The following is a 17,779-nucleotide window of genomic DNA, read 5'->3' on the forward strand; positions in this document are numbered from 1 at the left end:
CGAGCGACCGAGGCTGAACGTTACCCCACGCCTCGACGGCCCGACAAAACGGGCCGTCCGTGCTCGGGGAGACCCCTCAGCTGTCCTCGGCCAGGGTGACCTCGATGCCGCCGAGGAGCGCCGCCGCCATGTTGTAGAGGAACGCTCCGAGGGTCGCGATCGCGGTCAGCAGGACCACGTCGATGACCGCCACGAGCATCGTGAAGCCGAGGACCCGCGAGGTGCCGACGTAGTTCTGCACGTCGAACGACGAGGCGTCCTGGCCGCCGACGATGTCCTGGACCGTCTTGTTGATGGAGTCCCAGACACCGGCAGCGCCGAGCACCGACCACACCATCAGGACCGAGACGATCGTGACCACGCCGAAGGCGACCGAGAGCAGGAACGCCGTCTTCATCACCGACCACGGGTCGATCCGCGAGAGCCGCAGCCGGGCGCGACGCGGGGGGCGGGAGCCCTGGGCGGCTTTCTTGACGGCCACCTTGGAGTCCGGGTTGGCGTTGGCACGGTGCTCGTCCGCTGCGTTGCTCAGCTTGGCCGAGATGCGCTCGGTCAGCGGCGCCCGCGGCGGGGTGCCCCCCGAGGAGGCGGGCGGCGGCACGGCACTGGGCTTGCTGGCGGCCGCCTGCTGGGCGGGCTTGCGGTCGAGGCCGGTGCGGGTGGAGGTCCGCTCGACGGGTCGTTCCGTCATCAGCTCTCGCTCTCCCCGCTGTCGGACACCTCGGTGTCGGACGCGGTCTGGTCGATGTCGGTCTCGTCGATTGTCGCACCCGCGGCAACCTCAGACGACACAGCGACGGTGACGTCGGCCACCTCGGCCTCCACGCCCCCCTCGGCCAGCGCCTCGAGCTCGTCCTCCTCCTTCGACTCCACCGAGCGGGCCACGACGGCGACCGCGTCACCCTTCTTGGGCGTCACGAACTTCACGCCCATGGTCGACCGGCCGGTTGCCCGGAACTGGTCGTTGATGGGGCTGCGCACGACCTGGCCCGACTGGGTGATGGACAGGATCTCGTCGCCCTCGACCACGATGAACGCGCCGACCAGGCCACCGCGGTCCTCGTTGGCCAGCGACATCGCCTTGATGCCGAGGCCGCCACGGGACTGCAGGCGGTAGTCGCTGATGCGGGTGCGCTTGGCGAAGCCGCCGTCGGTGATGGTGAAGACGTACTGCTCCTTGACGTCCGGCAGCTCTCCGGGCGCGGTCGAGTCGCCGGCCTCCACGGCCTTCGCCTCGGCGGCCTCCTCGGCGGCGACCTGCTCGGCGCGGATCACCGACATCGACAGCAGGGAGTCGCCCTGGCGGAACTTCATGCCCGAGACACCGGACGTGGCGCGACCCATCGGCCGCAGCTGGCTGTCGTCGGCGGGGAAGCGGATCGCCTGGCCCTTGCGGGAGACCAGCAGGATGTGGTCCTCGGAGTTGACCAGCTCGGCGCCGATCAGCTCGTCGTCGTCCTCGCGGAAGTTGATCGCGATGACGCCGGCCTGGCGGGGGCTGTTGTAGTCACCGAGGCGGGTCTTCTTGACCAGGCCGTTGCGGGTGGCCAGCACGAGGTAGGGAGCCTGCTCGTAGTCGCGGATCGCCAGCACCTGCGCGATGTTCTCGTCGGGCTGGAAGCTGAGCAGGCCGGCGACGTGGCCGCCCTTGGCGTCGCGGGACGCCTCGGGGAGGTTGTAGGCCTTCGTGCGGTAGACCCGGCCGGCGGTGGTGAAGAAGAGCAGCCAGTGGTGGTTGGAGGTCGCGATGAAGTGCTCGACGACGTCGTCGCCGCGCAGCGTCGCGCCGCGAACGCCCTTGCCGCCCCGCTTCTGGGTGCGGTACTGGTCGGCGCGGGTGCGCTTGGCGTAGCCGCCGCGCGTGATGGAGACGACGAGGTCCTCGTCGGGGATGAGGTCCTCCATCGACAGGTCGCCGTCGGCCGCGATGATCTGCGTGCGGCGCTCGTTGCCGTACTTCTCCACGATCTCGGCGAGCTCGTCGGAGATGATCTGCCGCTGGCGGGACTCGCTGGCCAGGATGTCGTTGAGGTCGGCGATGACGGCCTCGAGCCGGGCCAGCTCGTCGATGATCTTCTGGCGCTCCAGGGCGGCGAGGCGCCGCAGCTGCATGTCGAGGATCGCGCGGGCCTGCACGTCGTCGATGTCGAGCAGGTCGATCAGGCCCTGGCGGGCCTCCTCGACGTCGGGGGAGCGGCGGATCAGCGCGATGACCTCGTCGAGGGCGTCCAGCGCCTTGACCAGGCCTCGGTAGATGTGGGCCTGGCGCTCGGCCTCGGCGAGGCGGAAGCGGGTACGCCGCTGGATGACCTCGATCTGGTGCGTCACCCAGTTGGAGATGAACTGGTCGATCGTCAGCGTGCGCGGCACGCCGTCGACCAGGGCCAGCATGTTGGCGCTGAAGTTGGTCTGCAGCTCGGTGTGCTTGAGCAGGTTGTTGAGCACCACGCGGGCGACCGCGTCGCGGCGCAGCACCACGACGAGGCGCTGGCCGGTGCGGCCCGAGGAGTCGTCGCGGACGTCGGAGATGCCCTGGACCTTGCCGGAGTCGGCGAGCTCGGCGATCTTCAGCGCGAGGTTGTCCGGGTTGACCATGTAGGGCAGCTCGGAGATGACCAGGCAGGTGCGGCCCTTGGCGTCCTCGTCGATCTCGATGACCGCTCGCTGGGTGACCGAGCCGCGGCCGGTCCGGTAGGCCTGCTCGATGCCCTGGCGGCCCACGATCAGCGCGCCGTTGGGGAAGTCGGGGCCCTTGACCCGCTCGATGAGCGCGTCCTGCAGCTCCTCGCGGGTGGCGTCGGGGTGCTCCAGCGCCCACGTCGCGCCCTCGGCGATCTCGCGGAGGTTGTGCGGCGGGATGTTGGTGGCCATGCCGACCGCGATGCCGGCCGAGCCGTTGACCAGCAGGTTGGGGTAGCGCGACGGCAGCACCGTCGGCTCCTGGGAGCGACCGTCGTAGTTGGGCTGGAAGTCGACGGTGTCTTCCTGGATGTCGCGGACCATCTCCAGGGCCAGCGGCGCCATCCGGCACTCGGTGTACCGCATGGCCGCGGCGGAGTCGTTGCCCGGCGAGCCGAAGTTGCCCTGGCCGTGGACCAGCGGCGCCCGCATCACCCAGGGCTGCGCGAGGCGGACCAGGGTGTCGTAGATCGCGGTGTCGCCGTGCGGGTGGTACTGACCCATGACGTCACCGACGACGCGCGAGCACTTGGAGAAGCCGCGGTCGGGCCGGTAGCCGCCGTCGTACATCGCGTAGAGCACCCGGCGGTGCACGGGCTTGAGACCGTCGCGTACGTCGGGCAGCGCGCGGCCGACGATGACCGCCATCGCGTAGTCGATGTAGGCGCGCTGCATGGAGGTCTGCAGCTCGATCGGCTCGATCCGCCCGCCGGGGCCGGGGCCTTCCGGTCCGCCGGTGCCCAGGTTGCTCGGGGTCTCAGTCATGTTCTTACGTCTCTCTGGTCTGTTCTACTGGAATCTAGGAATCTCGCGAGATTGCTAGATATCCAGGAATCGGACGTCCTTCGCGTTGCGCTGGATGAAGGAGCGACGCTGCTCGACGTCCTCGCCCATGAGGATCGAGAAGATCTCGTCCGCCTGGGCGGCGTCGTCGAGGGTCACCTGGAGCATGAGCCGCTGCTCGGGGTTCATGGTGGTGTCCCACAGCTCCTCGGCGTTCATCTCACCGAGACCCTTGTAGCGCTGGACGGGGTTCTCCTTGGGCAGCTTCTTGCCCGACTCCAGGCCGTCACGCATGAGCGCGTCGCGCTCGGCGTCGGAGTAGACGAACTCGTGCTCGGCCGGCTTGTTCCAGCGCAGGCGGTAGAGCGGCGGCTGGGCCATGTAGACGTAGCCGTGCTCGATCAGCGGCTTCATGAAGCGGAAGAGCAGCGTCAGCAGCAGGGTGTTGATGTGGTGGCCGTCGACGTCGGCGTCGGCCATCAGCACGACCTTGTGGTAGCGCAGCTTGTCGAGGCTGAACTCCTCGTGGATGCCGGTGCCGAGGGCGGAGATGATCGCCTGGACCTCGGTGTTGGCCAGCACCTTGTCGATGCGGGCCTTCTCGACGTTGAGGATCTTGCCGCGGATCGGGAGGATCGCCTGGACGCGCGGGTCCCGGCCCTGGCGGGCCGAGCCACCGGCGGAGTCGCCCTCGACGATGAAGACCTCGCACTCCGAGGGGTTGGTCGACTGGCAGTCCGACAGCTTGCCGGGCAGGCCGCCGCCGCCGAGCAGGCCCTTGCGGTTGCGGGCCAGGTCGCGGGCCTTGCGGGCCGCGATCCGGGCCTGCGCCGCGGCCTGGGACTTTCGGATGATGTCGCGGCCCTCGGCGGGGTTCTTCTCGAACCAGTCGCCGAGCTGGTCGTTCATGATCCGCTGCACGAAGCCCTTGGCCTCGGTGTTGCCGAGCTTGGTCTTGGTCTGGCCCTCGAACTGCGGCTCGCCGAGCTTGACCGAGATGATCGCGGTGAGGCCCTCGCGGATGTCGTCACCCGAGACGCGGTCCTCGGGCTTCTTCATCAGGCCCCACTCGAAGCCCCAGTTGTTGACCAGGGAGGTCAGCGCCGCACGGAAGCCCTCCTCGTGCGTGCCGCCCTCGTGGGTGTTGATGGTGTTGGCGAAGGTGTGGACCGACTCGGTGAACGAGGTGTTCCACTGCATCGCCACCTCGAGGCTCATGTGGTTCTCGACCGAATCGGGCGTCTCCGCCTCGAAGGCGATGACCGAGGGGTTGGCCACCTGCTTGCGGCGGTTGAGGTGCTCGACGTAGTCGACGAGGCCGCGGTCGTACTTGAAGACGCGCTCGATGCCGCCGCCCTCGCTCTTGCGGATGGCGTCGGTGCCGGCCTGGTCGACCTCGTTGGCGATCGTCTCGTCGGCCACGGCCTCGAGCAGCTCGTCGGCCGCCGGCCGCTCGTCGCGGACCACGATCTCGAGGCCCTTGTTGAGGAAGGCGTACTCGCGGAAGCGGGTGGTGATGGTCTCGAAGGAGTAGGTCGTGGTCTCGAAGATCTCCTCCGAGGCCCAGTAGGTGACCGTGGTGCCGGTGCGCTCGCCGGGCTCCATGGCGCGGACCTGCTCGAGCTCGCCGTCGGGGACGCCGATCGTGAAGCTCTGGCGCCACAGGTGGCCGCGGTTCTTCACCTCGACGATGAGGTGGCTCGACAGCGCGTTGACCACCGAGACGCCGACACCGTGGAGGCCACCGGAGACCTTGTAGCCGCCGCCGCCGAACTTGCCGCCGGCGTGGAGCATGGTGAGCGCCATCGTGACGGCGGGCATCTCCTGCCCGGGCGCGGTGTCGGTCGGGATGCCGCGGCCGTTGTCCTCGACGCGGATCGCACCGTCGGCCTGCAGGGTCACCACGATCCGGTCGCAGTAGCCGGCCAGCGACTCGTCGACCGCGTTGTCCACGATCTCCCAGATCAGGTGGTGCAGGCCGCGCTCGCCGGTCGAGCCGATGTACATGCCGGGACGCTTGCGGACGGCCTCGAGGCCCTCGAGGACCTGGATCGCGGAGGCGTCGTACGACGCGCCTGCATCGGGGGCAGTGCCCCGGAGTGCGGGGGGTGCCGGTGCTTCCGCGGAGAGCTCGGTCGGGACGTCGACGGGGGCTTCGTCGGTCACACACACCTCATACACGTTGGGCGGCGCGGCATCGGAGCCGGGCTGCTGGAAGATCTGGTCACACACAGAAGGTCGCGGCGTGGAGGAGCCTGCGACCCGATCGCCATGATACCGGCCACAGGGCCGCATTCCACGTCTCGACCCCGAAGAATGGGGGATCCTGTGGAAAAAGAGCCCGTCAGGGGCTCGTGAGGGCGGCTGCGAGCGCCGAACAGGGGGGCGAACGGGCCCCCGTACGTCCGTGCGGCTCCCAGATCGTCTCTCGTGGACTCCTGTTTCATGTGAAACCTGGCCCGCCCGGCCCGGCGGGAACCGGCCCGGGACTCAGCCGTAGGTGTCGCGCGGACCCCGGCCGTCACGCGCGGACCGGAGACCCTTCTTCCACGTGGGCAGGTGCGGGCCGAGCACCTCGATCAGCGCCACCGTGCCGTGCCCGAGCTCCTCGTTGAGGCGGCGTACGACGGTCGGTGCGAGCAGCTTCAGCTGGGTCGCCCACGCGGTGGAGTCCGTGCGCACCACCAGCTTGCCGTCGGCGAAGGACTCGGGCGTGCAGTGGTCGGCCACCTCGTCGCCCACCAGCTCGGCCCACCGGCCGAAGACGCCGTGGACCCGGAGGTCCAGGCCCCAGCCGTGGTCGGCGACCAGGCGCCCGAGCGTGGCGTCGAGCAGCTGGGGGTCGCGCTCGTCGGGGTGTGCCCCCGACACCCGGCCGCGCGGGGTCCGCAGGTCGCGACGCTTCTTCTTCCCCTTGGCCGGGGGAGTCGAGCGCGCGGCGCCGCGGGCCATCGCGCGGGCCAGGTCGAGGCCGTCGTCCTGGTGCGGTGCGGGCTCGGGCTCCCCGACGGTCGGGGCCTCCGGCTCGTCGAAGGTCTCACCCTCGACCTCGTCCGGCTCCCCGTCCATCAGCCGGCCCCGTCGGTGCGGCGTACCTGGCCACCGGCGACCTCGAACCGGGCGCCGGCCAGGGCCGCCGGGACGTCGGCCGCGACGGCCGCGGTCACCAGCACCTGCTCGGCGCCGGCGACCAGGTCCGCCAGCTGGGCCCGGCGCTCGGTGTCCAGCTCGGCGAAGACGTCGTCGAGGATCAGGATCGGGTCGTCGCCGTCGGAGCGGAGCAGGTCGTAGGACGCCAGGCGCAGGGCGAGGGCGAAGGACCAGGACTCCCCGTGCGAGGCGTAGCCCTTGACCGGAAGTCGGGTCCCCGAGTCGCCGGGGCCGTTGCCGAGCGTGAGCAGCAGCTCGTCGCGGTGCGGGCCGACCAGGGAGACGCCGCGGTCCAGCTCGTCCTTGCGCCGGCGCTCGACCTCCTCGAGGAGGGCCTCGGTCAGGCTCACCCGGTCGAGCGACGGCGGCAGCTCGAAGGACGGCTTGTAGGTGATCTCGGCGTCGTCGCGCGAGGCGCCCCGGGCCACGGTCTCGTAGGCCTTGCCGACGTAGGGCCGCAGCTGGTCGACCAGCGCGATCCGCTCGGCGAGCAGCTCGGCGCCGGTGCGGGCCAGGTGGGCGTCCCAGACCCCGAGCGTGGCGAGCGCCCCCTCCTGCGAGGACGACCCGCGCCGCGCGTGGCCGGCCGTCTTCAGCAGCGTGTTGCGCTGCCGCAGCACCCGGTCGTAGTCGGCGCGGACGCCGGCCAGCCGCGGGGTGCGCAGCACCAGCAGGTCGTCGAGGAAGCGGCGCCGGTCCGACGGGTCCCCCTTGACCAGCGTGAGGTCCTCGGGGGAGAACACCACGGTCCGCACCAGGCCGAGCAGCTCGCGGGCGCGGGGGAGCGGCGACTTGTTGATCCGGGCCCGGTTGGTCCGACCCGGGTTCAGCTCGATCTCGAGGGTCGCCGTCCGTCCGTCCCGGACCACCGCCGCGCGCACCACCGCCTGCTCCGCACCCGCCCGGATCAGGGGTGCGTCGGTCGCCACCCGGTGGGAGGTGAGCCGCGAGAGGTAGTCGATCGCCTCGACCAGGTTGGTCTTGCCCTGCCCGTTGCGCCCGATGAACGCAGTGACGCCCGGCTCCAGCGCGACGTCGGCGGAGGCGTAGGAGCGGAAGTCGTGCAGGGAGAGGTGGGAGACGTACAAGCGGCGCCTAGTCCTTCGTGGGCGCGTCGCCGCCGGCGGGCGGCTGGGTGCGTACGGCGTGGCCGCCGAACTGGTTGCGCATGGCGGCGATCGCCTTCATGGCCGGGCTCTCGTCCTGGCGGGAGACGAACCGGGCGAAGAGCGAGGCGGCGATGACGTTCATCGGCACCGCGTTGTCGATCGCGGCCTCGACGGTCCAGCGGCCCTCGCCGCTGTCCTCGGCGTAGCCGGAGATCTTGTCGAGGTGGGTGTCCTCCTTGAGCGCCTCGACCAGCAGGTCGAGCAGCCAGGAGCGGATCACGGTGCCCTCGCGCCACGAGTCGAAGACGTCGGTGACGTTGTCGACCAGGTCGACCTTCTCCAGCAGCTCCCAGCCCTCGGCGTAGCTCTGCATGATGGCGTACTCGATGCCGTTGTGGACCATCTTGGAGAAGTGCCCGGCGCCGACCTTCTTGCCCGCGTGCACGAACCCGGAGTCGCCCTCGGGCTTGAGGGTGTCGAAGGCGGGCTGGACCTTGGCGACGTCCTCGTCGGAGCCGCCGCACATCAGCGCGTAGCCGTTCTTCAGGCCCCAGACGCCGCCGGACACGCCGCAGTCGACGAAGCCGACGCCCTGCTGGGCGAGCAGGTCGGCGTTGATCTGGTCGTCGGTCCACTTGGAGTTGCCACCGTCGACGACGAGGTCGCCCTCGCCCAGCAGCTCGCCGAGCGCCTTGATGGTCTCGCGGGTGGGGTCACCGGCCGGCACCATCACCCACACGACCTTGGGGGAGGGCAGCTTCTCGACCAGCTTCTCGAGGCTCGCCACGTCGGACAGGTCGGGGTTGCGGTCGTAGCCGACGACCGTGTGGCCGCCCTCGCGCAACCGGGTCCGCATGTTGCCGCCCATCTTGCCCAGGCCGATGAGTCCGATGTCCATGCGTTCCTCCGATGTGGATCTGGGTCGTGCGGTGCTGCGGTCTGCCGGCAGGCAGGCCGGCTCAGGAGAGCAGGCGGCGCGGCATCAGCAGGTAGCGGAACGGCGAGTCCTGCTCGCCCTCGGCCGTGGACCCGCTGATCACGACGGGCTTGGAGGCCTGCGTGAAGGCGAGCTCCACGACGGGCTGGTCGATCGCGGTGAGCCCGTCGAGCAGGAACTGCGGGTTGAATCCCGTGGTGATGTCCTCGCCGTCGATGGTCGCCTCGATCGACTCCGAGGCCTGCGCCTCGTCGCCGGAGCCGGCGTCGAGGGTGAGCACGCCGTCGGAGAAGGCGAGCTGGACCGCGGTGTTGCGCTCGGCGACGAGGGCCACGCGCTTGACCGACTCGATCAGCGCGGCCTTGTCGACCTTGGCCACCATCAGGTGCTCGTTGGGGAACAGGCTGCGGACCTTGGGGAACTCGCCGTCGAGCAGGCGCGTGGTCGTACGGCGCACGCCGCCGGGGGCCGCGCCCTCGAAGCCGATGATGCCCTCGCCGGCACCGCTCGCGGCCAGCGCGATGGTGACCTCGCTGCCCGCGGTCAGCGACTTGGCGGTGTCGCCGAGCACCTTGGCGGGGACCAGCGCGGCCATCGACTCGTCGGGGGTGCGGGGGTCCCAGCCGAGCTCGCGGTGCGAGAGCCGGAAGCGGTCGGTGGCCAGCAGCGAGATCGTCGAGCCGTCGATCTCGATCCGCACGCCGGTGAGGACGGGCAGCATGTCGTCGCGGCCGGCGGCGGTCACGGCCTGGGCGACGGCGTGGGCGAACTGGTCGCTCTGCACGGTGCCGGTGGCGGTGGGCATGTCCGGGAGGGACGGGTAGTCCTCGACCGGCATGGTCTGGAGGCTGAAGCGCGCCGACCCGCAGGTGAGCGAGACCCGACTTCCGTCGAGCACCATCTCGACCGGCTTGGCCGGCAGGCTGCGACAGATGTCGGCCAGGAGCCGACCGCTCACGAGGGCGCGGCCCTCGTCGGCGACGTCGGCCTTGAGGGTGGCGCGCGCCGAGGTCTCGTAGTCGAACGTCGAGAGCACCAGGCCCTCGTCGGTGGCATCGATCAGGAGGCCGGCCAGCACGGGGACGCTGGGACGCACCGGAAGGCTGCGGGCAGCCCAGGCGACGGCATCGGCGAGGACGTCACGGTCGACGCGGAACTTCACAGTGGGTCCTTCGTGGTGGAGAGGCGGTCGCGAGGGCGGACCGGTGTCTTCTGGACTGTGAATCCTGCCATGAGCCGCCAGCCCTTGGGAGGTTCGGTGGGCAATCCACGTTCCCCGGTCGGCCCGCAGGGCGACCGGGGAACGACAAGTTCGGGAGGTTGTCCCCAGATCGGGGCCCGGATCGATGTTGACAGAGGATCGATCTGTCTGGAGGTACGGAGGAGTCATAGCAACGGTGGAATCTGTGGAGAGGCGACAAAACCGCAGGTCATCCCCCGCAATGACTCTCCACAGGGGGTGTGGAACGGCCTGGGTGACGACCAGGGGTGGCTGTGCACTCGGAACTCCGTGTCGTTCGTTCTCCCGGGTTCTCCACAGGGGGTGTGGGAAGTCGGCACCTCTGGCCCACAGGTCGTCCACAGGCCGGGGAAGGACAAGGAAGGCGCAGAAATGGCTCGTCAGAAACCGAAATGAGAGCGACGCCCGACCACTGGTCGGACGTCGCGGGTGCTCGCGGACCCCCAGAACGGTTTCTGGAGAGCCATTTTCGGGTCAGGACGGGTGGGTCAGGACTGGCGCGCCTGCATCTTGACCCGGTTGGTCAGCTCGGAGACCTGGTTGAAGACCGCGCGGCGCTCGGCGAGCAGCTGGTTGATCTTGCGGTCGGCGTACATCACGGTCGTGTGGTCGCGGTTGCCGAACTGGGCGCCGATCTTGGGCAGGGAGAGGTCCGTGAGCTCGCGGCACAGGTACATCGCGATCTGCCGCGCCATGACCAGGTGCCGGCCGCGGCTCGGTCCGGTGAGCTCCTCGATGGAGAGCCCGAAGTAGGCCGCGGTCTGGGCGATGATCAGCCCGGCGGTGATCTCGGGCTCGCCGCCCTCGGGGATCAGGTCCTTGAGCACGATCTCGGCCAGGGTCATGTCGACCTCCTGGCGGTTGAGGTTGGCGAAGGCCGTGACCCGGATCAGCGCACCCTCGAGCTCGCGGATGTTGGTCTGGATCTTGGAGGCGATGAACTCCAGGACGTCCGGCGGCGCGGTGAGCCGGTCCATCGCGGCCTTCTTGCGCAGGATCGCGATGCGGGTCTCGAGGTCCGGGGGCTGCACGTCGGTGATCAGGCCCCACTCGAAGCGGTTCCGCAGCCGGTCCTCGAGCGCCTCGAGCCGCTTGGGCGCGCGGTCGGAGGTCAGCACGATCTGCTTGTTGGCGTTGTGGAGCGTGTTGAACGTGTGGAAGAACTCCTCCTGGGTCTGGGTCTTGCCCTCCAGGAACTGGATGTCGTCGATGAGCAGCACGTCGACATCGCGGTAGCGCCGCTTGAACCGGTCCTGCCGGTCGTCGCGGATCGCGTTGATGAACTCGTTGGTGAACTCCTCGCTGGAGACGTAGCGCACCTTGGCCCCGCTGTAGAGGCTGCGCACGTAGTGACCGATCGCGTGGAGCAGGTGGGTCTTGCCCAGGCCGGAGTCGCCGTAGACGAGCAGCGGGTTGTAGGCCTTGCCCGGCGCCTCGGCGACCGCGACCGCGGCGGCGTGGGGGAACCGGTTGGACGAGCCGATGACGAAGGTCTCGAAGGTGTACTTCGGGTTGAGCCGGGTCTCGAGGGCCGTGGCCGGGCGGTTGGCGGCCTCCGGCGGCTCGGGCAGGGCGACCTGGGGAACGACCCCGGTCAGCCCGGGTGTATTTGTCGACATATCGATCTGTTGACTTGTTGATGTGTCGATCTGCTCGGCGGGCGCATCGGCCATCGCCTGCTCGTCGAGCTGCGGGTTGACCGTGACCGCGATGCGGATCTCGCGCCCGAAGGCGACGGTGAGCGCATCCTCGAGCTGGGCGCGCAGCCGACCCTCGAGCTGGGTGCGCGTGAAGTCGTTGGGCACCGCGATGATCGCGGTGCTCTCGTGCAGGGTGACCGGCTCGCTGGCGCGCAGCCAGGCCCGCTGGTTGGGCTGGAGGTCGTCGACGACTCCCCGCCAGGCGCTGCCCAGATCGGAAGTGCCCGAGTTCGAGCTGTGCTCCACGGTGTCCCCGCCTTCTTGTCTTCGTGCCGCTGGTGTCGCGGGCGGCCGGGTGTGCCGAGGCCGTTGCGGCCGCTCTCCGGTGCCCATGCTCGGTCCTCGTCGGCCGGCTCGCAGGAGAACTGCGTCGGAACGCGAGGCGATGTTTCGTGTCCACAACTTTGTCCACAGGTTGTGAACCCGACCCGTCCACTGTGGAAAGAGCCGCTCCGGGACCCACCCCGATGTCATCCGGTGATGTGTTTCCGCAGGTCAGAGGCCCTTTGACCACAACTGTGGCGGGGGTCACACGAGCTGCTGAACGGTGGATGACGGGGGTGGCGGGGAACCCCGGAGGCTGCGAACGTAACAAGCCTGCTGGGCGTGGAGCAAGACGTCATCCACAGGCTGCCGCCGGGGTCCGTACCGTCGGTTTGACCCTGTTGAACGCCAGCGCGTACCGTTGGCCGGTCACCCGGTGTCGACCGGTGCCGCATGTCCACGGGGAAGCCTCGCGCCCTCCGCGGGTGGGCGGTGCCAGCCGAAAGGCGTCAACAGTTCCAACGGCACTGCCGATCCGCCGGTCGTGGCTGCCCCTGAACCACCATGGAGAGAAGCTCGTGAGCAAGCGTACGTACCAGCCGAACAACCGCCGCCGTCACAAGGTGCACGGGTTCCGCCTGCGCATGCGCACCCGTGCGGGTCGCGCGATCCTGTCCTCGCGTCGCCGCAAGGGTCGCAAGGACCTGGCCGTCTGACGGCCAGCCTCCCCAGGCCGGCCGCGTGTTGCCCGAGGCCGCGAGGCTGAGGGACCCCGAGTCCTTCCGGACGACCACACGCCGCGGTCGTCGGGCCGGGTCCCGCACCCTGGTGGTCCATCTGGCCACCGGGGCTGCCGTGGACTCCGCACCCGCTCCGGTCCTGCCGGCGCGGGTGGGGTTCGTGGTCAGCAAGGCCGTGGGGAACGCAGTCATCCGCAACCGCGTGAAGCGCCGACTTCGACACCTGGCCCGGGAGCAGCTCACCGCTCTCCCGGGCTCTGCTGTGCTCGTGGTCCGGGCTCTCCCGGCGGCCGCCGAGGCCTCCTACGAGGAACTCGGCGCCGACCTCACGCGTTCCCTCCAGCGGGTGCTGTCGTGAAATACCTCCTCATCGGCCTTCTGAAGGCCTACCGCGCGGTGATCAGCCCGCTGTACGGCCAGGTCTGCCGCTACCACCCGTCCTGCTCGAAGTACGCCCTGGACGCGGTGACCGAGCACGGCAGCCTGCGCGGCAGCTGGCTCGCCGTACGACGCCTGGCCCGCTGCCACCCGTGGGCGGCCGGCGGCTACGACCCGGTGCCCCGCCGTGCGGACCGCACCCAGCACGCCCCCTCGACTCCAACCCCTCAGCAAGGAGCCTGACCCGTGGGAATCTTCGGCGACATCGGCCACTTCATCATGACGCCGCTGTACTACCTCGTCTCGGCGGTCCTCGTGGGCTGGCACAAGGTGTGGGGCACGGTGTTCAACGCCGACGGCGGCATCGCCTGGGCGCTCTCGATCATCGGCCTGACGCTGGTGATCCGGGCCGCGCTGATCCCGCTGTTCGTCAAGCAGATCAAGTCCAGCCGCAACATGCAGCTCATCCAGCCCAAGGTGAAGGAGCTGCAGAAGAAGTACGGCCACGACCGCGAGAAGCTCGCCCAGGAGACGATGGCGCTCTACAAGGAGACCGGGACCAACCCGTTCGCCTCGTGCCTGCCGATCCTGATCCAGATGCCGATCTTCCTGGCGCTCTTCCGCCTGATCGACAAGGCCGCCAAGAACCAGACCGGCAACGGCTTCCTCAGCGACGCGCTGGCCAAGAACTTCGGGGAGTCCAAGCTCTTCGGCTCCATCCCGATCTCGGCCTCCTTCACCAGCCCCGACGGGCACACCAGCGTGCAGATCGTGGCCGCGATCCTCGTGGTCGCCATGACGGCCACGACCTTCCTGACCCAGCGCCAGCTGATGAGCAAGAACATGCCGGCCGACGCGCTGAGCGGGCCCTACGCCCAGCAGCAGAAGCTGCTGCTCTACGTGCTGCCGCTCGTCTTCGCCGTCGGTGGCATCGCCTTCCCGATCGGTGTCCTCCTCTACTGGACGACGTCGAACCTGTGGACCATGTGCCAGCAGTTCTACGTGATCCGCAACAACCCTGCTCCCGGCACGCCGGCCGCCCAGGCCAAGGCTGACCGCGATGCTGCGAAGGCCCGTCGTCACGGCGGCGCCGCGGTGGCCACCGAGGTCGCCGCCGAGCCCGAGGTCGACCGTCGCCCGACGACCCGCCAGCAGCCGAAGAAGCAGACCCGCGAACAGCGCAAGAAGTCCGGTGGCGCGAAGCCGTCGGGCACGACCCCCGAGGGAGACCAGCAGTGAGCGACCCGACGATCGACACGACGGTGACCGACGCGACCGACACCCCCGACGTCCTCGACGAGGACACCGTGGACACCGAAGGCACGGAGAGCGCCGACGAGGCGGCGACGCCGGCCTCGCGCGTCGACCGCGTCCAGCAGCTCGAGCAGGAGGGCGACATCGCCGCCGACTACCTCGAGGAGCTGCTCGACATCGCCGACCTGGACGGCGACCTGGACATGGACGTCGAGGGCGACCGGGCCGCGGTCTCCATCGTCGGTGCCGACCTCAGCCAGCTCGTGGGCGCCCGCGGCGAGGTCCTCGACGCCCTGCAGGAGCTGACCCGGCTCGCGGTCTACCGCGAGACCGGCGAGCGCTCCCGGCTGATGCTCGACGTCTCCGGCTACCGCGCCGAGAAGCGCGAGCAGCTGGTGGCCCTTGCCGAGGAGACGATCGCGCGGGTGAAGGAGTCCGGCGAGAAGGTCGCCCTGGACGCGATGACCCCGTTCGAGCGCAAGGTGGTCCACGACGCCGTGGCCGCCGCCGGCCTGGTCTCGGAGTCGGAGGGCGTCGAGCCCCGCCGGCACGTGGTGGTCCTCCCCGGCTGATCATGAACGACGATGTTTCACGTGAAACACCCTCCGCGCCCGACGTGGCCCGGAGGGTGTTCCGTATCGAGAGGCTTCCCCTCGCGGAGCGCTACGCCGAGCTGCTGGCGACCGAGGGGGTCGTGCGTGGCCTGATCGGCCCTCGCGAGGCGCCGCGCCTGTGGGACCGCCACCTGCTGAACTGCGCGGTGCTGGGCGACCTGCTGCCCGAGGACTCCTCGGTGTGCGACATCGGGTCCGGCGCCGGCCTCCCCGGCCTGGTCCTGGCGATCGCCCGACCGGACCTGCGGATCACCCTGGTCGAGCCGCTCCTGCGCCGGACCACCTTCCTCGAGGAGGTGGTGGCCGAGCTGGCGCTGGACCACGTCGAGGTGGTCCGCGGCCGCGCCGACGCACTGCACGGGTCCCGCCACTTCGACGTGGTGACGTCCCGGGCGGTGGCTCCCCTCGGCCGCCTCCTGACCTGGTCGATGCCGCTGGTGGCGCCCACGGGCGCCCTGGTGGCGATGAAGGGCTCCTCCATCACCGAGGAGATCGTCGAGGCCGCCGCGGAGCTCGAGGCCTTCGGCTGTGCGGAGCCCGAGGTGCTGGTGCTGGGCGAGGACCAGCTGGATTCGACCACTCTGGCGGTGCGAGTGGCCTGGGCCGATCCGACCCGGGTATCTTGGCCGCTTGCGACGGCGCCGGTGAGCAAACCCGGTGCCAAGTCCCGCAGGACGAGCAAGAACCGGAGGCGTGGGGCGTGACGGACGAGTCTCGGCAGGGGACGGAGCACGGCTCCGCCCTCATGAGTGACAAGTTATCCACCGCCCCGACCCCGCTCAGTGAGCGTGGTTATCCACAGACAAGCGCCAGTCATCCACAACATGGGACGGACACCGACAAGACCGTGGTTTCACGTGAAACACCGACCGCCCGTCCCTTCACCGTCCGGACCGCCGCCGACCTGGCCGACGCGGGCCCGGTCTTCGACGACCACGCGACTCCACTGGCGCGCGCGGCAGAGCACACCGTGCTCGCCCGCACCGGCGCCCGGATGCGGCCGGCCCTGCCCCGCCCCGACGCCACCCGGGTCCTGGTCGTGGCGAACCAGAAGGGCGGCGTCGGCAAGACCACGTCGACGGTGAACGTCGCCGCGGCCCTGGCCCAGCTCGGGCAGCGGGTGTTGGTCATCGACCTCGACCCGCAGGGCAACGCCTCCACCGCGCTGTCGGTGGAGCACCGCCGCGGGGTGCCCTCGACGTACGACGCCCTGGTGGAGGGCGTGCCGCTCGACGAGGTCATGGCCGTGTGCCCCGACATCGACAACCTCTTCGTGGTCCCCGCGACCATCGACCTCGCGGGTGCCGAGATCGAGCTCGTCTCGGTCGTGGCCCGTGAGAACCGCCTCCACCGGGCGATCCAGGCGCATCCCCGGGTCGGCACCGCCGACGAGGTGGGTGAGGAGCGCTTCGACTACGTCTTCATCGACTGCCCGCCGTCCCTCGGCCTGCTCACACTGAACGCGCTGGTCGCGGGCGCGGAGATGATGATCCCGATCCAGGCGGAGTACTACGCGCTGGAGGGCCTGGGCCAGCTGCTCGAGACCGTGGAGATGGTCAAGGCGCACCTCAACCCGCGCCTGCAGGTCTCCACGATCCTCGTGACGATGTACGACGCCCGCACCCGGCTCGCGGCCGGCGTGGCGGACGAGGTGCGCGAGCACTTCGGCGCGCGGGTCGTGAAGACGACGATCCCGCGCTCGGTGCGCGTCTCCGAGGCGCCGTCCTACGGCCAGACCGTGATGACCTACGATCCCGGATCGCCGGGAGCCCTGTCCTACCTCGAGGCCGCCCGCGAGATCGCGATCAAGGGAGTTCCTTCATGAGCAGCACCACCAACACGGGTCGTCCGCAGCAGCGCCGCGGTCTCGGCCGGGGGCTGGGCTCCCTGATCCCGACGGCGCCGCCGGCGGCGAGCGAGACGGACGCGGCCTCCCCAGCGCCCCCGGTCGACGGCACGCCCACGGCTCCGCCTGCCGTGCCGCCGGCGCCGGTCGACCCCGCCGCCGAGGGGCTCGCCCCGGTCTCGGGCGCCTACTTCGCCGAGCTGCCGCTGGCGCAGATCACGCCCAACGCGGTCCAGCCGCGCCAGGTCTTCGACGAGGAGGCCATGGGCGAGCTGGTGCACTCCATCCGCGAGGTCGGGCTGCTCCAGCCGGTCGTCGTACGCCGCACGGGGCCGGAGACCTTCGAGCTGGTCATGGGCGAGCGTCGCTGGCGTGCCTCCCAGCAGGCCGGCCTGGAGACGATCCCCGCGATCGTCCGCGAGACCGACGACAACGACATGCTGCGCGATGCGCTGCTGGAGAACCTGCACCGCTCGCAGCTCAACCCGCTCGAAGAGGCCGCGGCCTACGCGCAGATGCTCGACGACTTCGGCTGCACGCACGAGGAGCTGGCCACCCGGATCGGCCGCTCGCGGCCCCAGATCAGCAACACCCTGCGCCTGATGAAGCTGAGCCCGGCCGTGCAGCGCCGGGTCGCCGCGGGGGTGCTCTCTGCCGGGCATGCCCGCGCGCTGCTCGCCGTCGTCGACTCCGAGGTGCAGGACCGCCTCGCCGCGCGGGTCGTCGCCGAGGGCATCAGCGTGCGTGGCCTCGAGGAGATCGTCGCGGTCGGCGACCACGGCACGACTCCCCAGCGGGTCACCCGGCGCAAGCCGGTCGCCCCCGGACTCGTCGAGCTCTCCGACCGGCTCTCGGACCGCCTCGAGACGCGCGTGAAGGTGGACCTGGGCAAGAACAAGGGACGGATCACCGTGGAGTTCGCCTCGATGGACGACCTCCAGCGCATCGTCGACGTCATGGATCCGCGCAACCGGAACGATCGGCCCATCTGAATCAATAAGTCGCTTTGTCGACAAAGCGACATGTTGCATGACAAACGACCAGAACAGGCACGAAAGAGCCCCCCGATCGCCGGATCGGGGGGC

General features: G+C 70.0%; 16 protein-coding genes. 8 read left to right on the forward strand and 8 right to left on the reverse strand.

Annotated features, from left to right (window positions below; all coding sequences use genetic code 11):
- Nucleotides 1-76: 76 nt before the first annotated feature.
- The 8 genes from EJF31_RS10970 to dnaA form a co-directional block, all read right to left on the reverse strand.
- Nucleotides 77-691 (reverse strand): DUF3566 domain-containing protein, encoded by a 615-nt coding sequence (locus tag EJF31_RS10970; RefSeq protein WP_125037075.1) that lies wholly within the window; start codon nucleotides 689-691, stop codon nucleotides 77-79.
- Nucleotides 691-3,354 (reverse strand): DNA gyrase subunit A, encoded by a 2,664-nt coding sequence (gene gyrA, locus EJF31_RS10975; RefSeq protein ID WP_373994719.1) that lies wholly within the window; start codon nucleotides 3,352-3,354, stop codon nucleotides 691-693. The genes EJF31_RS10970 and gyrA overlap by 1 nt, the downstream gene beginning before the upstream one ends.
- A 144-nt stretch (nucleotides 3,355-3,498) precedes the next feature.
- Nucleotides 3,499-5,628 carry a DNA topoisomerase (ATP-hydrolyzing) subunit B gene (gene gyrB / locus EJF31_RS10980; RefSeq protein ID WP_125037077.1) on the reverse strand — a complete coding sequence of 710 codons (2,130 nt, stop codon included), beginning with the start codon at nucleotides 5,626-5,628 and terminating at the stop codon, nucleotides 3,499-3,501.
- Nucleotides 5,629-5,952: 324 nt separating this feature from the next.
- Nucleotides 5,953-6,531 (reverse strand): DUF721 domain-containing protein, encoded by a 579-nt coding sequence (locus EJF31_RS10985; protein WP_125037078.1) that lies wholly within the window; start codon nucleotides 6,529-6,531, stop codon nucleotides 5,953-5,955.
- The gene (gene recF / locus EJF31_RS10990) at nucleotides 6,531-7,700 is read right to left on the reverse strand and encodes a DNA replication/repair protein RecF (RefSeq protein ID WP_125037079.1); all 1,170 of its coding nucleotides are present in this window, start codon (nucleotides 7,698-7,700) and stop codon (nucleotides 6,531-6,533) included. Before recF ends, EJF31_RS10985 begins: the two co-directional genes overlap by 1 nt.
- A 7-nt stretch (nucleotides 7,701-7,707) precedes the next feature.
- Nucleotides 7,708-8,619, reverse strand: a complete 912-nt coding sequence (gnd, locus tag EJF31_RS10995; RefSeq protein ID WP_125037080.1) for a phosphogluconate dehydrogenase (NAD(+)-dependent, decarboxylating) — start codon at nucleotides 8,617-8,619, stop codon at nucleotides 7,708-7,710.
- Nucleotides 8,620-8,680: 61 nt separating this feature from the next.
- The gene (gene dnaN, locus EJF31_RS11000; RefSeq protein ID WP_125037081.1) at nucleotides 8,681-9,820 is read right to left on the reverse strand and encodes a DNA polymerase III subunit beta; all 1,140 of its coding nucleotides are present in this window, start codon (nucleotides 9,818-9,820) and stop codon (nucleotides 8,681-8,683) included.
- A gap of 566 nt (nucleotides 9,821-10,386) precedes the next feature.
- Nucleotides 10,387-11,931 carry a chromosomal replication initiator protein DnaA gene (gene dnaA / locus EJF31_RS11005; protein ID WP_373994708.1) on the reverse strand — a complete coding sequence of 515 codons (1,545 nt, stop codon included), beginning with the start codon at nucleotides 11,929-11,931 and terminating at the stop codon, nucleotides 10,387-10,389.
- Nucleotides 11,932-12,440: 509 nt separating this feature from the next.
- Between dnaA and rpmH the strand changes: the two genes are divergently transcribed.
- The 8 genes from rpmH to EJF31_RS11045 all read left to right on the forward strand — a co-directional run bounded on the left by rpmH (nucleotide 12,441) and on the right by EJF31_RS11045 (nucleotide 17,686).
- Nucleotides 12,441-12,578: a 50S ribosomal protein L34 gene (gene rpmH, locus EJF31_RS11010; RefSeq protein WP_028637884.1), complete on the forward strand. Its 138-nt coding sequence runs from the start codon at nucleotides 12,441-12,443 to the stop codon at nucleotides 12,576-12,578.
- 25 nt (nucleotides 12,579-12,603) lie between these two features.
- On the forward strand, nucleotides 12,604-12,960 hold the full coding sequence (rnpA, locus tag EJF31_RS11015) for a ribonuclease P protein component (RefSeq protein ID WP_125037083.1): 357 nt from the start codon (nucleotides 12,604-12,606) through the stop codon (nucleotides 12,958-12,960).
- Nucleotides 12,957-13,223, forward strand: a complete 267-nt coding sequence (yidD, locus tag EJF31_RS11020; RefSeq protein WP_125037084.1) for a membrane protein insertion efficiency factor YidD — start codon at nucleotides 12,957-12,959, stop codon at nucleotides 13,221-13,223. Before rnpA ends, yidD begins: the two co-directional genes overlap by 4 nt.
- A gap of 36 nt (nucleotides 13,224-13,259) precedes the next feature.
- Nucleotides 13,260-14,219: a membrane protein insertase YidC gene (yidC, locus tag EJF31_RS11025; RefSeq protein ID WP_373994720.1), complete on the forward strand. Its 960-nt coding sequence runs from the start codon at nucleotides 13,260-13,262 to the stop codon at nucleotides 14,217-14,219.
- Nucleotides 14,220-14,377: 158 nt separating this feature from the next.
- Nucleotides 14,378-14,806, forward strand: coding sequence for a R3H domain-containing nucleic acid-binding protein (locus EJF31_RS11030; RefSeq protein ID WP_260430855.1), 429 nt, complete (start codon nucleotides 14,378-14,380; stop codon nucleotides 14,804-14,806).
- Nucleotides 14,807-14,862: 56 nt separating this feature from the next.
- Nucleotides 14,863-15,552 carry a 16S rRNA (guanine(527)-N(7))-methyltransferase RsmG gene (rsmG, locus tag EJF31_RS11035; RefSeq protein ID WP_373994709.1) on the forward strand — a complete coding sequence of 230 codons (690 nt, stop codon included), beginning with the start codon at nucleotides 14,863-14,865 and terminating at the stop codon, nucleotides 15,550-15,552.
- Nucleotides 15,553-15,695: 143 nt separating this feature from the next.
- On the forward strand, nucleotides 15,696-16,673 hold the full coding sequence (locus tag EJF31_RS11040) for a ParA family protein (RefSeq protein ID WP_373994710.1): 978 nt from the start codon (nucleotides 15,696-15,698) through the stop codon (nucleotides 16,671-16,673).
- Nucleotides 16,670-17,686 carry a ParB/RepB/Spo0J family partition protein gene (locus tag EJF31_RS11045; protein ID WP_125037087.1) on the forward strand — a complete coding sequence of 339 codons (1,017 nt, stop codon included), beginning with the start codon at nucleotides 16,670-16,672 and terminating at the stop codon, nucleotides 17,684-17,686. Before EJF31_RS11040 ends, EJF31_RS11045 begins: the two co-directional genes overlap by 4 nt.
- Nucleotides 17,687-17,779 lie beyond the last annotated feature (93 nt).

Origin of the sequence: Nocardioides sp. LS1 (genome assembly GCF_003865225.1) — a bacterium.
GTDB lineage: Bacteria > Actinomycetota > Actinomycetes > Propionibacteriales > Nocardioidaceae > Nocardioides > Nocardioides ginsengisegetis.

Excerpts from the sequence above, each read along its gene's own strand:
- EJF31_RS10970 (WP_125037075.1), bottom strand. The coding sequence starts at position 691 with ATGACGGAACGACCCGTCGAGCGGACCTCCACCCGCACCGGCCTCGAC.
- gyrA (WP_373994719.1), bottom strand. The coding sequence starts at position 3,354 with ATGCAGCGCGCCTACATCGACTACGCGATGGCGGTCATCGTCGGCCGC.
- EJF31_RS10985 (WP_125037078.1), bottom strand. The coding sequence starts at position 6,531 with ATGGACGGGGAGCCGGACGAGGTCGAGGGTGAGACCTTCGACGAGCCG.
- gnd (WP_125037080.1), bottom strand. The coding sequence starts at position 8,619 with ATGGACATCGGACTCATCGGCCTGGGCAAGATGGGCGGCAACATGCGG.
- dnaA (WP_373994708.1), bottom strand. The coding sequence starts at position 11,931 with ATGGGCACCGGAGAGCGGCCGCAACGGCCTCGGCACACCCGGCCGCCC.
- yidC (WP_373994720.1), top strand. The coding sequence starts at position 13,260 with ATGACGCCGCTGTACTACCTCGTCTCGGCGGTCCTCGTGGGCTGGCAC.
- EJF31_RS11045 (WP_125037087.1), top strand. The coding sequence starts at position 16,670 with ATGAGCAGCACCACCAACACGGGTCGTCCGCAGCAGCGCCGCGGTCTC.